The organism is Alkalihalophilus lindianensis (assembly GCF_032843265.1).
In the GTDB taxonomy this organism is placed as follows: domain Bacteria; phylum Bacillota; class Bacilli; order Bacillales; family Bacillaceae_D; genus Alkalihalophilus; species Alkalihalophilus lindianensis.
The window spans coordinates 1-15,770 of sequence record NZ_JAWJBA010000007.1; the positions used below are offsets into that span (position 1 = coordinate 1).

The 15,770-nt window shown below is 40.8% G+C and carries 10 protein-coding genes and 1 tRNA gene; 9 read left to right on the plus strand and 2 right to left on the minus strand.

The features are described from left to right. The first annotated feature begins 88 nt into the window (after positions 1 to 88). Positions 89 to 170, plus strand: a tRNA-Leu gene (locus RYX56_RS17470). A gap of 246 nt (positions 171 to 416) precedes the next feature. Here RYX56_RS17470 and RYX56_RS25835 read toward each other — a convergent pair. Then, a complete protein-coding gene (locus tag RYX56_RS25835; protein ID WP_369293553.1) occupies positions 417 to 503 on the minus strand; it encodes a spore germination protein GerPB in 87 nt (28 codons plus the stop codon). 816 nt (positions 504 to 1,319) lie between these two features. Here RYX56_RS25835 and RYX56_RS17475 point away from each other — a divergent pair. The 6 genes from RYX56_RS17475 to RYX56_RS17500 all read left to right on the plus strand — a co-directional run bounded on the left by RYX56_RS17475 (position 1,320) and on the right by RYX56_RS17500 (position 11,810). Further along, a complete protein-coding gene (locus tag RYX56_RS17475; RefSeq protein ID WP_317123334.1) occupies positions 1,320 to 3,128 on the plus strand; it encodes a cache domain-containing sensor histidine kinase in 1,809 nt (602 codons plus the stop codon). Beyond that, entirely contained in the window at positions 3,106 to 4,278 is a 1,173-nt protein-coding gene (locus RYX56_RS17480; protein WP_317123335.1) for a response regulator, read from the plus strand. Before RYX56_RS17475 ends, RYX56_RS17480 begins: the two co-directional genes overlap by 23 nt. A 68-nt stretch (positions 4,279 to 4,346) precedes the next feature. Next, positions 4,347 to 5,636, plus strand: coding sequence for an ABC transporter substrate-binding protein (locus RYX56_RS17485; RefSeq protein ID WP_317123336.1), 1,290 nt, complete (start codon positions 4,347 to 4,349; stop codon positions 5,634 to 5,636). A gap of 734 nt (positions 5,637 to 6,370) precedes the next feature. After that, the gene (locus RYX56_RS17490) at positions 6,371 to 7,702 is read left to right on the plus strand and encodes a glycoside hydrolase family 68 protein (RefSeq protein WP_317123337.1); all 1,332 of its coding nucleotides are present in this window, start codon (positions 6,371 to 6,373) and stop codon (positions 7,700 to 7,702) included. A gap of 55 nt (positions 7,703 to 7,757) precedes the next feature. Next, complete coding sequence (locus RYX56_RS17495; protein WP_317123338.1) at positions 7,758 to 9,092, plus strand: glycoside hydrolase family 68 protein; 1,335 nt, start codon at positions 7,758 to 7,760, stop codon at positions 9,090 to 9,092. Between the two features lie 339 nt (positions 9,093 to 9,431). Continuing rightward, positions 9,432 to 11,810, plus strand: a complete 2,379-nt coding sequence (locus tag RYX56_RS17500; RefSeq protein WP_317123339.1) for a GH32 C-terminal domain-containing protein — start codon at positions 9,432 to 9,434, stop codon at positions 11,808 to 11,810. A 79-nt stretch (positions 11,811 to 11,889) separates the two neighbouring features. On the opposite strand, the gene RYX56_RS17505 is transcribed toward RYX56_RS17500, so the two are convergent. Further along, positions 11,890 to 12,888 carry a LacI family DNA-binding transcriptional regulator gene (locus tag RYX56_RS17505; protein WP_317123340.1) on the minus strand — a complete coding sequence of 333 codons (999 nt, stop codon included), beginning with the start codon at positions 12,886 to 12,888 and terminating at the stop codon, positions 11,890 to 11,892. Positions 12,889 to 13,418: 530 nt separating this feature from the next. Here RYX56_RS17505 and RYX56_RS17510 point away from each other — a divergent pair. Continuing rightward, complete coding sequence (locus RYX56_RS17510) at positions 13,419 to 14,717, plus strand: ABC transporter substrate-binding protein (protein ID WP_317123341.1); 1,299 nt, start codon at positions 13,419 to 13,421, stop codon at positions 14,715 to 14,717. A gap of 108 nt (positions 14,718 to 14,825) precedes the next feature. Beyond that, positions 14,826 to 15,770 carry a carbohydrate ABC transporter permease gene (locus RYX56_RS17515; protein ID WP_317123342.1) on the plus strand — a complete coding sequence of 315 codons (945 nt, stop codon included), beginning with the start codon at positions 14,826 to 14,828 and terminating at the stop codon, positions 15,768 to 15,770.

Sequence of the window (15,770 nt, forward strand, 5' to 3'; positions counted from 1 at the left end):
GCCCTTAGCTCAGCTGGATAGAGTGTTTGACTACGAATCAAAAGGTCGGGAGTTCGAATCTCTCAGGGCGCACCATTCTTTTTTTTATGCCGGTGTGGCGGAATTGGCAGACGCGCACGACTCAAAATCGTGTTCCTTCTGGAGTGTCGGTTCGACCCCGACCACCGGTATCAAGAACCCAATAATATCAAGACTTCAACGATTATGTTGAGGTCTTTTTTTATTTGTGTTTTTTACGATGAACATGCTGCTTTTTAGGAAGTTGTTGTTGTGGGAAGACGTGAAGAAGTAACCGAAGAGGAATTAAAAATGACTCGGAAGACCATGAGGGATGAAGAAGCTTTTAAATAAATTTTTAGGAACTGCTATTTGAAAAGCTTAAGGCTAGCAACAATAGAATATTACAAAAATGAATTTCATGGTGCAAGTAGGTAGTTGGATAATGCTTTCATCATCCCAGCACTTCCTATTTGGAGTACAGAAGAATTTGATAATCTATTGATCCTCTAATTAATGAGAAAAAGTATAAGTTATATACCTCCAACCATTAAATTGCTCCCGTAATGTTTTGGTCGATACATCCGAATCATTTACGTTTAGACCCTATAATCGATCTAACTCTTAAATTTCTTCTATATTAAATGAAACCCGCTCAAAAAAAGTCCTTGCTGTGAGAAATTAGTGCGATAAATGTAAAAAGGAGGGTTCTAAAAGCAAAAGAACCGTCCCCATGTTTAGTCACACTCCTTTAGAAGTGAAATAATACATCTTATGGTAAAAATATGTGATTTTAGTATGGTGGGACAATAATCAACAGTCATACATATGGTTCTATCTGCGCTAAGTAAATACAAGGACTTTGCAGTTTATGGTATTCTCTAAAGAAGTTTATAAAATATGTCAGTACCTAAATCTGTCATCCTAACTTTGAGTGAGACCTGAAAGGTGGGCGGGGCGTTTTGAAAGAGAGGTTATAGAATGACCGGAAAAGAAACTAAGCAGATTTATTAAATGAGCAGCCTTTCACAATAAACAGAATATTAAGTCAGACGATGGGCTAACATTACTTTAGGGACGGAGTCATTCTCTTAAGATCGTTTATTAGCTTCTGAGGTTTATAAATTGGTTGTTTGCATCTCTCATCCTTGCCGTTTCCAAATAGTTGTACCCAACGGCTAACTATGTTTGGGTTGAATTCGAAACGGTGAGCAACATTCAATTGTTTTGATATTTCCTTCTGAGTGGCTAGGAGTAGCGTTAGGTAAGAACGATTGCAGACTACAAGGCAATCGTTTTTTAGTGAAAGGAGCTTTATTTTAGTGAAAAGCATTCAAAGTCGGCTCTTGATTATGCTTATTCTGTTTATCATCTTCCCGTATTTCTTATCTGTGCTTTTGATTTATGGTTATACGAAGAAGAATATAGAGCAGTATGAGCTTGCAAGCAGTCATCATCAAATACAAGAGGTGTCGGAACATCTCGAACAATATTTTCAGGACATAATTCAACTTCCGTATATGCTGTATCGAAATCCTGATTTATTTCGAATTTCAGACAGTGATGTTGAAAATTCTGTTTATTCGAACCCGTTGATTATTGAAAAAGCCCTGAAGACTTTTTATTTGATGCGAAGAGAAATCCGCCAAGTCCGGTATTATATTGCGAACGAAGAAAATTCGTTTTCTGTTTATAATGCGATGATAAGTGCCCGAAAGCATCAACCGGATTTATTGAAGCAAAGCTCTATTCAGGATCTCGTAAACTCTGACGGGAATTTTGTGATTGAGCCGCCGCATCAGATTGAGAATTATACCGATGCCGCGATCATCCCCCAGTCGGATAATACGATGGTTTTGACGATTCATCATAAAGTCATGGATGTCCTGTCAAATGAACTTCTTGGCATCATTACGATTGATATCGATATGGATGAATATATCCGTATCAGTAATCGTCTCATCCAAGGGGGGAAAGAGTCGGCATTCTTAATGGATTCCGATGGTTTGATCATTTATGCAAGTGATCAAGACTTGATCGGAAAACCTATCCCTACCGTAATACGGTCAAAGATCAATCAAGAGGAAATATACTCTGATGATGGGGATATTATTTTGTCCAAAACCTTGTCAGGGCCTTTAGATCAATGGGAATTAGTTAAAATCACCCCGAGCGAGTTCTTATTCAATGAGGTGAGGCAAACCGCCCATGCAAATATCATAGTCGGTGTGGGAGTAGTATTTTTGGGTTTGTTGATGGTTGTCATTATTTCTTACAAAATTACTCGTCCGATCAAACTCCTTAGCCGGAAAGTGCGGAAAATTGAGGGCGAGAATATGGATAAGGACGTTCTGTTTGATGATCAACGAGAAGATGAAATTGGCCATCTAGAAAAGCATATAAAGGGTATGATGGACCGAATTAATCTTCACATTGAACGTGAATATAAATTGGAGATTGAAAATAGGAAGAACCAGTTTAAGGCTCTAAAGTCTCAAGTGAATCCGCACTTCTTATATAATTCATTACAGTCTATCGGTGCGGTTGCTTTAAGGTCTAATTCTCCGGATGTGTATAAATATGTGACGTCCCTCTCTCGAATGATGCGATACTCCATTCGTGCAGATCAATGGGTGACGGTTCAAAGTGAAGTGGATTATATAAAAGCCTATTTGGATCTTCAAATGGAGCGTTTTCGAACGAGTTTAAGCTACTCGATTAATATACACGAAACGATTCTTGATATTAGAGTTCCGAGTATGATTCTACAACCGCTCGTTGAAAATTTCTTTAAACACTGTTATGAAGAGGGAGTTTATGATGCTCATTTGCACGTTTATGGCGAAATACGAGAAGAATATTTATATCTGGTTGTTGAAAATGATGGACCGAGTCCAACGGATGAAGAGTTAAAGGCGTTAAGAGAAAAAACCTATAAGCCCGGTGATGAAGGAACCGATTCAAACGAGCATATCGGTCTGAAAAATATCCAAGAACGATTAGTTCTAAATTACGGACCGGGAGCAGGACTGGAAATAGATAAGAAGCAAGGACAAGGCTTTTCCGTGAGGCTTAAGATTCCATTACGTGCAAAGGAGGAAGAAAGACATGAAAGCTCTGTTGGTGGATGATGAATTCAATGTGCGGGATGTCATTCGTTCCTTGGGACAGTGGCAAACATATGGGATTACGACGGTATTGGAAGCAAACAATGGCAAAGAGGCAAAAAGGTTGATTGAACGGGAAACGCCGGAAATCATTTTTACAGACGTGAAAATGCCCGAAATGAGTGGGATTGAATTAATCGAGTGGCTAGATGCGCTCTCCTATCCGGGTAAAGTGATTATGGTTACGGTGTGTGACGACTATTCATTCATGCGTAAAGCGATTCAGTACAGCAGCTTCGATTATTTGTTGAAACCGATTGAAGTTGATGCGCTCAATCAAGCATTGTCCGGTGCTGTGAATGCTTGGAAAAGTGAAGAGGAGGAACGCCAAAACAAAGAGTCGGGCATCTATGAAGATGTCAAAAGCTTGCGTTTGAACCGGGTGGTAACGCAAGCTTGTAATGGCGAACCTTTTGATGCCGAACAAATTTCATTGTGTCTTCCACAAGCTGATAGATACGATCTTGCTTTAATTTCCTTTTACCAGATGCACGATTTGGATTCTTATATTCAGTTGTTGGGTAAGGAGCTTTGTGATCGTAAGTGGGGAAATGCCTTTGCGTTATTGAATGATCATCATCTCTGTGTCGTTATGACTTTACCTGGTAAGTGGTTAGCGATAGAAGAGTGGATCAGCCTTCACTTTGATATTCCCATTCGTTATGTTAGTATTCCATTGATATTATTGGAAGAACTGCCTTCGTCCTATCAAGCTGCGCAAAGGGAGATGGACGATCTAAACTTCAAATCCATAAACCGATTGACCCATGTTGATGATAAGATGCGCATGCATGACATTGTCGCTTATGTGGACAAGTATTATAGAGAAGAGTTGAGTTTAGAAAAACTGTCCAACCGCTTTTTCCTGAGTCGCGAACATATCTCAAGAAGATTCAAACAAGAGAAAGGTGTGACCTTGTCTGGATATGTCACTCAACTTAGAATTGAACAAGCGAAACAGTGGTTAATTCAAACGGACGAAAAGGTGTACTCGATTTCAATAAAGCTTGGGTATCAGGACGGAAACTTCTTTTCGAAGCTATTCAAAAAAATGGTTGGAATGACACCGATTCAGTACCGGGATAGGAAGAAAAGGCAAAACAGAAAAGTTTAAATAGATTCGTTTCGGCTTTTAAAACAAGGGAGTGTTTATAAATAGTAAGATTACTTGAGGGGGAAAAGATGAATAAAAAGATGTTGCTATTGTTTTGGATTGGTATCCTCATTCTCTCACTTTTCGCGTGCGAAGCTGGCAATGAAATAGTGAAAAAGGAAACGATAAGTGAAGATCAAAAAATTACGTTGGAAGTGTGGAATCGGAAAGTCGAAATTTCCACACAGTTTGAAAAGATGATTCAAGCTTATGAGAAGGAAAATCAAGGCGTGGAACTAATCGTTCGTACCGTAGGCGGAGGAGTCGATGACCGTACCGATCTAATCGCACAGTTAGCTGCCGGAAAAGGTCCTGATATCTTTACGAACGGTGGATACGAAGAGGCTAAAATGTGGAGTGAGTATTTGGAAGACCTTTCTGATCAACCATGGATTGAATATGCATTAGAAGAGGCACTAGCACCAATGACATTTGATGACAACATTTACGGAATGCCAATAAGCCTTGAAGGGTACGGATTCATTTACAATAAAGATTTATTTAAAGAGGCAGGCATTGAAACGTTGCCCAAAACACTTACTGAATTAATCGCAGCAGCTGAAAAATTGGAAGCGGCAGGCATCACCCCTTTTGCAATCGGATATTATGAAAAGTGGAAATTAGGCCACCTTATAAATATTGCCTTTGCTCAACAGGAAGACCCCGATGCCTTTATTAAAGGCCTGAATGACAGAACGCTAGACATTGAACATAATCAAACATTTAAAGACCTAGTCAGGTTGTTGGATGTATCAATTAGGTACGGAAACGAAAATCCGTTGACTACAGATTACAACATGGAAGTGAACCTATTTGCCACTGAGAGAGCAGCGATGATACAGCAAGGTAACTGGATTCAACCGATGCTCGATCAACAATCGCCAAAGATGAACATAGGATTTCTGCCAATCGCGATAAATGACGACCCTAAAAACGATGCCTTAGCGGTCGGTGTCCCTAATTACTGGGTCGTGAATAAACAATCGCCCCCTGAAAAGAAGAAAGAAGCAAAGAAATTTTTAAACTGGATGGTTTCTTCTGAAGAAGGAAAACAGTTTATTACCGAACAATTCAAATTTATCCCGGCGTTTAAACATATTGAGACAAACGACTTAGGACCGCTCGCAAACGATATTATTCTTTATGCCAAGGATGGGAAGACGTTGTCCTTCAACTGGTTTAAATACCCGGGGGGAGCTAGGGATGAGTTCGACCATGAGTTCGGGCTCGCCATGCAAGCTTATATCGATAAACGGATTAATCATGATCAACTGCTGCAAGAGTTGCAGAAGTCTTGGGAAAAGGCTGCAAGGAAATGACGGAAGCGGGGGGGGGGCTTGTGCTTTCTTAGATTTGCTCCTCATATTTATCACTCTCCGAATCTGATCGAAGTTAAACAAGTCCTGTTCTTCTGATGAAATAGAGCAGGACTTTATTTACATAGCTCAATCTTTTGTTAAGTTAGTAATAAAATCTGAAGGATAGGTGGAGCACGGCAGGGAGATATTCTCTCCTGCTTCCTTAGCCACCAAAAACGATGAATATGCTATAAAATAGTATATGCTAGATTCTACAAAAGCCTAATTACACTTCTTGAAAAAATCCTCCCTCAATAAATAGCATGTCCGACTCAAACAACTTCCTTATCAGCAATTAAATTTCATAATGCCTAGAGTTTCTAGTAAATATAAAACCCCCATACCACTGCACAACAAATCTAGCATGAGAACTGTTCCGTTACTTCCCCAGGATCAATTTAAGACTAATTTTTCCTCAATTTAAACCGTATTTCCAAAAGGTAGATTTAATTATAATTCAATATATGAACAACAGGTGGTGGAGACGTTACTGGTTTTCTAAAGGAAACCCTAAGATCTATTAGACGAATAATACTCTTAAGGGAATCTATGAACCTTTTAGGTCTGTTATCCATCAAAAATGAAGGGAGGCAATAATGAAAAAATAGTTGTTTGTAAATGAATAAATATTAATCAATTAAAGAGAGGGAAAACAAATGAAAATCAAAATTCGTAAAAAGGTAGGAAAATTAGTTTTGTGTGCGGCGATTTTAGCAAGCAGTCTGACAAGCATTAGCGTCGCTGCGAGTTCTAGCTGGAATATTGAGGATGATTACACATCAATATGGTCTAGACAGCAAGCAGAGAAAGTGGCTCTGACGGAAGAGACGACAGCCCCAATCATCGATTCGGACTTTGAAGACGTAGCACCGGATGTGTGGGTTTGGGATACATGGCCGCTTCAAAACAGAGACGGTTCCCTTGCGAACGTGAAAGGTTACAGAATCGCCTTCGCATTGGTTGCACCGCGTACTTATACTTGGCATGACCGTCATACTGAAGCAAGAATCGGCATGTTCTACTCTAGAAACGGTAAAGATTGGACGTATGCTGGAATTCCATACGATTATGACAAGGCGTTAGGACACATGCAATGGGCTGGTTCAGCTATGTTGGACGAAAAAGGAAAAGTGCATTTCTTTTATACAGCTACTACTGATATGAATGCTAATGGTGGTAAAGAATTTAATAAAGACGAATGGGTGCAAAGAGCCGAGCAGCGCCTCGCTAAGACGACCTTTGATATCAGTGCAGATAAAAATGGCGTTCATCTGACGAATGAAGGTACTCACCAAATTCTTCTTGAAGCAGACGGCCATCATTATGAAACGATCGAACAGTTCCAAGAGCACGGAAATATCATCACGGGGTTCCGCGATCCGTTTTTCTTCAAAGATCCGAATACAGGCGAAGAATACATTATTTGGGAAGGTCAGGCTGGCGCCAATAGAAATCATATCAAACCTGAAAATATCGGGGATAAAGAATACCGCGAAACTCATAACGTTCCGGAGCATGCGAAATTTTACAACGGAAATATCGGGATTGCAAAAGTGCTTGATAACGACGTAACTAAGCTAGAAATATTACCTCCACTTCTTGAGTCGGTTGGGGTTAACCATCAGTTAGAACGTCCGCATGTTGTGGTAAAAGACGACACTTACTACCTGCTTACAATCAGTCATGAATTTACGTTTGCACCAGGTTTAACCGGTCCCGATGGATTGTACGGATTTGTCGGAGAGGGAGGCTTGCGTACAGATTATAAGCCAGTCAACGGCACAGGTCTCGTGGTTGCCAATCCAGCAGAAAAACCGTTTCAAGCTTATTCTTGGTGGGCGGCTCCAGATGGTCAGGTCATCAGCTTCATTAATGAACCTTTAGATGAAAATGGTCAAGTTAAATTTGGTGGAACATTTGCACCGACGCTAAAGGTGTCCTTTGACGGTGATAAAACAAAGATTGTGAAAGAAATGCAAGCGGGGGAAATCAAGCCATTCGGTCCTTACGGTAGATCTTTAAGGTAAGTAGGGTGAATATGTTACTGATGAACGAAAATTATTAAAACAAAGGAGCAATCACATGACTATCAAAAAAAGTGTTCGAAAAAAGAGGAAAGCTCTAGCGAGTCTCGCTTTGGCGATCACCTTTGCTGTTTCCGTCTTTAATCCTGTTCAGGCGGAGGTCACAGACACGACTGTTAACTGGACTCGTGAACAAGCTTCGCAAATCAAGTTAGATAAAAGCAATACCTTGCCATATACGGACATCAAGGAGTTAGAAAAAATGACGTCTGACTATCATATTTGGGATTCGTGGCCACTTACTGACCGTGACGGTAATATCGCGAGAGTTAAAGGCTATAAAGTACTCTTTGCACTAACTGCACCAAGTGATGTGCTGCCGGGTAAAGTCCACGACATTGCTAAAATTCAATACTTTTATTCCCGTAACGGGAAGGATTGGACGCTAGGCGGTGAACTGTTCCCAGATGGAGATTCGCTTGGTTCCAGAGAATGGGCAGGTTCGGCTATGTTTGATAAAGGTAAAATCTACGCTTTTTACACAGCAACAGGTAGAAATGGCGAAGAAAGGTTAACGTATGAGCAGCGTATGGCCATGTCTATAGGTGACGTTACCGCCGATAAAGACGGCATTAGGTTCGAGAATTGGGACGAACACAGCATTTTATTTGAGCCAGACGGAGAGCACTACCAATCTTATGAGCAAGCTATAGAGGGCGGATATAGCGGTTATGCGTTCCGGGATCCACAGTGGTTTAAAGATCCTAAAACGAGCAAGGAATATATTGTTTTTGAAGGTAACTCAGGTGGAGCGGTTTCTGAACGTACGTGCAAACCTGAATATTTTGGCAGCCCTGAGCACACGGCACCAAACGGTTCTGAACACTTCAACGGCAACATCGGCATTTCCGAAGTGGTTAACGGCGATTTCTCTAACATTAAAATGCTTCCTCCTTTAATGGAGGCTAAATGTGTGAACGATGAGTTGGAGCGTCCACATATTATTGTGAAGGACGATAAGTATTATCTATTTACCGACACTCACATTAATAAGTATGCTCCGGGGCTTGAAGGTCCAGAAGGGTTATACGGATTCGTTTCGGACACGCTAATCGGAGGATATAAGCCCCTAAACGGGAGCGGACTTGTTATCGCCAATCCTCCAGAAAATCCATATCAAGCGTATTCATGGCTTGTACTGCCTAGTTTAGAGGTTATCTCTTTTGCGCATTTTGGTGATCTAGGTGACATGGATATTAATGAGGTCGGCCACCAGTCTCCAGAATTCCAGTTCGAACACTGGGGTGGGACGATGGCTCCGACCGTAGAGATCTCTATTGATGGTGATCGTACGGAAATTAAGAGAGAAAGACCACAGGGATGGATCAAATAAGGGAATGAGTATAGAATGGTCGGCTAATCGTACAAGCTATTAGCTGACCATTTTGTTCATGTTAAAGAGAATATAGCTTAGGCTTTGTTCAAGAGATGGAGTTTAATTGGAGGGTATTTAAAATAAAATGTAAAAGAAGATAAGAATGGCAAATATTTTTTAGCAGAGGTGATAGTTCTTTCTATTATAGTCGCTTCTATTGTAGCACTGGTGTATCTGCCGGGAAACGAATGATCCTTATCATTGAACTCGTGAAGAACAAAGTATGCGAAAACAGCTTATGAGAAAAAGTGAGAGGCTGCTTTCAACTAGTTTTCATATAAGAAAGAGAGGAGCATCATGAAACGTTATCACGTAATTTTATTTATGATTGTTATAGCGCTGGTCATCTGGTTTGTTATAAGTAATTCAAATGACGAGCAAGAGCAAGTGGAAGAGGAACTTCGAGAAGAAGATGAATCTTTAGAGGGTGTGACTGCCTTCTGGACATTTGATGAAGGAACAGGAACAACAACTGTTGAAGCACGTTCCAATCAAGAACACCACATTCATTATGTGTTTAATAACGCAGTTGATAAACCAAACAGTGATCCTCTATGGAAGCAGGGGATTTCAGGAAATGCTTTATTGTTTGATGGATACTCAACTTGGGTATCAGTAGATGCATCGACATTAGATATCCCAGAAGATGCGATGACTATTGAAGCTTGGGTAGCACCTCGAGCATTTGAGTGGGGAAATGAGGGAAAGCTTTCTTCGATTCTTAGTTATCACAACCAAGAAGAAAATCAAGGCATTCAATTAGGTGTGTTTCGTCATGGAGCTTGGTCGTTCCAATTCGGGACAGGGGAGGAATGGCTAGAAGTATGGGCAGATGAGGAATTTAGACTTCCGCGCAATGAATGGTCCCATCTTGTTGCTGTTTTTTCTAAAGAACGAAATGAAGCCGTCCTTTATCGGAATGGTGAACAAGCAGGCCATCTAGAGGTTCCGCCTCATACTCAGATCGCCTTACCTGATCAAGAACTTCGAATCGGAAAAAATAATGCCCCTGCTAAAATAAGTGATACTTTTGATGCGAGTATGTTTAATGGGTTGATAGATGAGGTGACCATTTATCAAAAGGCAATTGAACCTGCTTTTGTTAAGGAACGCTTTGCTCAAGTTGGTGAGCTTCCTGACCCAAGCGTTGAACTTGCCTGGGAAAGAAGCAGATATGATGGTGATCGCCATCGACCTCAGTTTCATTTTACACCCCCAGAGCATTGGATGAATGAACCCCATGCTCCGCTTTATTTTAATGGACAGTACCATTTATTTTATCAGTTTAATCCAGCGGGACCTTATTGGGGCGGTATTCACTGGGGACATGCTGTCAGTGATGATCTGATTCACTGGAGAGACTTGCCGATTGCCTTAGCCCCTGAAGCCGGTCAAGTCGACCCTGATGGTGTATGGTCCGGAGATTCGATTATTGATGATGAAGGCAACCCGGCGTTATTTTTTACCGCAGGGAATGACAGTATGATGCCTAATCAAATGACGGGTTTAGCAAGAAGTACGTTTTTAGAGGATCAACATCCTGACTTAGAGAATTGGATCAAGCACCCAGAACCTGTCACCATTCAAGAAGAAGAGATTCAAACGGAAAAAGGAACGGTTTGGCATGGGCAATTTAGGGATCCGTTTGTTTTTAAATCTGGAGATAAATGGGTCCAGCTTGTTGGTTCAGGAATCAAAAATGGCGAGGAATCAGTTGGAGGAACGGCGCTTGTTTATACATCAGAAAATTTAATCGATTGGCAGTATGAGCATCCTCTAATGATCGGCAATGTCCTTGACTATCCAAAAACGGGGGATGTGTGGGAGCTTCCCGTGCTATTACCGATTGGGGAAAACGATAATGGCGAAGAAAAATATGTCTTTCTCATTAATCCATGGTTTGACGTCGATAGTGAACATGCGGTGAAATATGTCTGGTATTGGATCGGTTCTTGGGATGGGGAAAATTATCAGTTTATCCCTGATAATGAGGAGCCGAATCTGCTAGATGTCGGTGAACACTTTACAGGACCAAGCGGAATGGTCGATGGTCAAGGCCGAGCCATTGTGTTTTCGATTGCACAGGATAGAAGAACCGAAGAAAGCCGGTACAATGCTGGGTGGGCTCACAATGCCGGCTTACCAATTGTCCTTTCGCTTCGTAACGACCATCGTTTAGGGGTGGAACCGGTTCAGGAAGTAGAACGTTTAAGAGAAGAGCACCTTTATGCACTTAACACTCCTGCTACGATAGAAGATGTGAACCAACAAATAGCAGACCTAAGTGGAGACATGCTTGAAATTGAATTGGAAATAGAAAGAAAAGCAGCTCAAAAAGTAGGGATAAAAATAAGGCAATCACCAGATCAGAAGGAAGAAACGCTTCTATTTTATCGTTTTGATGAACAAACGATGAATGTCGATCGCGAGCGCTCTAGTCTTTCAGATCATGTGGAAAAAGGGATTCAAGGAGGAAAGGTTGAGTTTGAAGGCGATCTTTTACGTCTCCGTGTCTTTCTTGACCGTTCTATGGTGGAAGCTTATATAAATGGCGTAAATAGTTTAACAACACGCGTCTACCCATCAAGAGACGATTCCCTTTTCTTAGAATTATTTTCAGAAGGAGAGTCGGAAGTGAAGAAAATGAATGTGTGGAGAATGGGAAGCGCCTATTAAAAAAAGGGTCAGACCCCAATTGCGTACGGGGGACTGACCCTTTTTCCATTCAAAGGTGCCCGATCAAAGCGCGGGGTCATTACGTCGTGTCACCTTTTATCAGCTCGACATCCACAATCGTGTTATTCGGCTTGTAACCTTCCTTGTCCTCAATCATCTTGACTAACGTTGAACATAGCTCCCGTCCAAGGCGGTCTGCTGGCTGCTTTATGGTTGTTAGCTTCGGATCTTGAAGTATACGTGTAAAGGACATATAGTCATAGCCTACAATTTTTAATTGATCAGGGACTGGAATGTTGTTTTTCTTGGCGTGAATATATAGAGCGTATGCCAGCATATCATTGCTGCAAAATACACCATCATATTTGGCAAGCTCATCGGCTACTTGTTCTTCAATGAATGTCTCATAGTTTTTGTAAAGAGAGAAAGCTTTTCGACTGTATTCTTGCTCAATTACCTTAAAAGGAATCTCGTGTTTCATACAAGTTAATTTAAAAGCATCAGCACGCCTATTTGGCAGCACATCAATATCGAGTGGACCAGATATGTGGAGTAATTGTTTACAACCGCTTTCAATTAAATGTTGAGTCGCAATCGTGCCCCCGTTCAAGTTATCTGATCCTACATAAGGGATGCTGTTTGACATAATTCGATCAAACGATACGATCGGTAGCTTCACCTTTTTATATTCTTCAATATCCAGCGTTTGGCTACACATAATAATGCCATCGACACGATTTTCTTTCAGCATGCCTATGTAATTCGCTTCTTTTTCAGCCTCATCCAATGAGTTGCAGAGCAGAATTTTATAGTTGTGCTGATAAGCGAATAACTCAATGTTTTTAATAAGTTCAGCAAAAAACGGATGTTCAGAATCAGGAACGATCACTCCTAGGAGATACGACTGACTTCTTTGAAGTGCGCGGGCAATTTGATTTGGAGAATAATCAATAGCAGCCATGGCCTTTTCGACTTTCTTTCGTGTCTCTTTCCCGATATAGCCTCTATTATTTATGACACGTGACACAGTCGTGACTGAGACACCAGCCTCTTTTGCAACATCTTTTATACTTACCATAGCGATCTCCTTTGTCTAAGAATTCTTTAGTGTATGTAAACGTTCTTATCTTTAAAGTAACAAACAATGACAGAAATAAACAAGAAAAAGTATTTCGTGTTCCATAAATATTGATAAGGATGTTAATAGTGTATCATAAATGTGGTAACGTATGACATATATTTTTTGAATGAAAAGAAGGTGAAGATGAGTTATATCTAGTTTTTTATGAGAATAGTAGGCGGATTTTTAGTGATATATTAGAATTCTAACATTAAACTGATATTAGTGTGGTAACGTATTCTTACTTATAGTGATTTTCTTAAGTGGGAATAGTAGATAATTAGAATTGAAATATAGACTTTTGCTGTAATAACAGGGGTTTAAAGGAATATAATTGGAAAATTTTAATAATAATTTGTGTGAAAACGTTTGACACATATATGTGTCTGCTTATATACTTTGTGTAAGCTCTTTCAAAGAGGGCTGTAAAGGTTCACTTTGCTTTGTAAGGTTAATAGTTTTTGAAAAAAAAGTAGGGGGGAATTACAGTGAGTAAAGCAAGACTGATCTTTGGAATGATGTTGATTATTAGTTTAATGGCAGCAGGTTGCAGCAACAATCAAGATGTTGTAAATGAAAGCGATAGCGCCCCGGAAGAGGTTGCAGGTGTGATCGAACTGGATATGTGGATTCACCAGTCTGGTGAAGGTGAGACGAACTACAATTTAGATCGGGTTGCAGCGTTTAACGAAGTCCATGAAAGCGAGATCCATATCAATGTTGAGGTGGTCATGGATGATGGTGGCAGCTCGTACAACGACAGTTTAAACGCGGCATTGGTTGCTGGCAATCTACCGGATGTATTGGCGCTGGACGGTCCTTTCGTTGCTAGTTATGCCGAGGCCGATATTATCGCGCCTGTAACGGAGTTCATCTCAGAAGAAGATCGCGCGGATTTTGTTGATTCGATTATTGAACAAGGTACGTATAATGGCGAATTGTATTCTTTAGGGGCCATGGAGTCGTCAGTGGTTCTTTATTATAATAAAGAAATTTTTGAAGCAGAAGGAATTGAAGCTCCGACTACCATTGAAGAAGCGTGGACGTGGGACGAGTTTATGGCAGCAGCGAAGCAATTAACAACAGATGATCGTTATGGATTGAACTTGTTTATGGATTATGGAGTAGGTGAGTGGTACACCTATATGGGAGCACCGTTTGTTTGGTCGAATGGCGGATCATTAATTTCAGAAGATGGTACGACCGTAGACGGCTATTTAAATGGACCCGAATCGGTTGAAGCACTGGAATTTGTGAAGAGTTTATTTGAAGAGGGCGTTGTCAGCTTAACTCCTTCAGAAACCCAGTTTGAATCAGGGAAAGCGGCAATGGCTCTTGGAGGACCTTGGATTGGGCTCTCTGCAGAAAATGCAGGATTGGACTATGGCATGATGCCGTATCCGTACAGCGAAGTTCCGAAATCGCCATCAGGCAGTATGGCTTATGCCGTTTCATCCCAAGCAGAGCATCCAGAAGCAGCGTATAAAGTAATGCAATGGATGACAAATGAAGAGTCAACCATTGGCTTATCAAAAGTAACAGGAATGCCTCCAGCTCGTAAGTCGGCGTTTGAGAACATGGAATCATACAACGAGTTACCGAAAAAGGTGATGCGTGACCAAGTGGTAAATACAGCACACGCTCGTCCGACAACACCAGCCTATCCGGTTTTAACAGACGCATTTGCCCAAGCCCTGCACGCAGCAGCGCTTGGTGAAGATCCACAAGAAGTATTAGACCAGCAAGTTCAACGCGTAGAACGCGAACTACGTAGATTTAATAAGTAAAAAAAATTTTTCGAAAAAGGTTGCATTTTACCTTTTTGAAATCACTCAGAGGGTGCCTGGAAACTCGGGCCGCCCTCTGGTAAATGCCTTGATGTGGAGTGATAGGTAATGGAAGTGGATAAAAACTTAAAACTAAAGAGTCGAATACGAGCACAAACAAAAGCTCGCTTTAACTTGAAAACTCAAAAGTCACAAGAGGTAATCAATGGATATATATTTTTACTGCCTGCCTTACTATTGCTAACGGTCTTTTTACTTTATCCGATGGGAATGGCTTTTTATTATAGTTTTACAGATTTTTATTTACTAAAACCAAATCAGATCCAATTTATTGGACTTGAAAACTTTACTTATATTTTCCAAGATCCAGAGTTTAAGCAGGCGTTTAAAAATACCGCTTATTTTGCTCTGCTCGTTGTGCCAATCCAAATGGCAGTCGCGTTAGGTTTAGCGTTACTCATAAATCAGAAAATCAAAATGAAAGTAGTTTTCCGTACAGCTTATTTCAGTCCAGTCGTGATGTCATTAGTTGTTGTATCAATCCTATGGACGTTTTTATATAACCCAAATGAAGGCTTAATTAACGAAATGCTAGGGGCGTTTGGCATTTCGCCGCAGCCGTTTTTAACAAGTCCTAATCAAGCGATGAATTCCATTATTGCGATGTCGGTATGGCAAGGGGCTGGATTTCAAATGTTGATTTTCCTTGCTGGGTTACAAAATATTCCGAAGCATTTGTATGAAGCTGCTTCGATTGATGGGGCAACCCCCTGGCAGCAATTTTGGAACATTACATTGCCAGGTCTGCGCAATGTTTCCGTTTTTATTTTCGTGACGATCACGATTGCCGCTGTGAAATTATTGGTCCAACCGATGATTATGACCCAAGGCGGGCCTTTAGGATCAACGAAAACGCTTGTTTATCACATTTATGAAGTTGGCTTTAACTACCGTGATGTTGGCTATGCGTCATCGATGGCCGTTATTTTCACGATATTAGTCTTAATCATTACAATCATCCAACGTAAGGTCGTTGCAGAGGAAAGAGGGTAA

What these genes read in the sequence shown, in the direction of transcription:
- RYX56_RS17480 (WP_317123335.1), top strand. Translation starts at nt 3,106, where the DNA reads ATGAAAGCTCTGTTGGTGGATGATGAATTCAATGTGCGGGATGTCATT.
- RYX56_RS17485 (WP_317123336.1), top strand. Translation starts at nt 4,347, where the DNA reads ATGAATAAAAAGATGTTGCTATTGTTTTGGATTGGTATCCTCATTCTC.
- RYX56_RS17495 (WP_317123338.1), top strand. Translation starts at nt 7,758, where the DNA reads ATGACTATCAAAAAAAGTGTTCGAAAAAAGAGGAAAGCTCTAGCGAGT.
- RYX56_RS17500 (WP_317123339.1), top strand. Translation starts at nt 9,432, where the DNA reads ATGAAACGTTATCACGTAATTTTATTTATGATTGTTATAGCGCTGGTC.
- RYX56_RS17505 (WP_317123340.1), bottom strand. Translation starts at nt 12,888, where the DNA reads ATGGTAAGTATAAAAGATGTTGCAAAAGAGGCTGGTGTCTCAGTCACG.
- RYX56_RS17515 (WP_317123342.1), top strand. Translation starts at nt 14,826, where the DNA reads ATGGAAGTGGATAAAAACTTAAAACTAAAGAGTCGAATACGAGCACAA.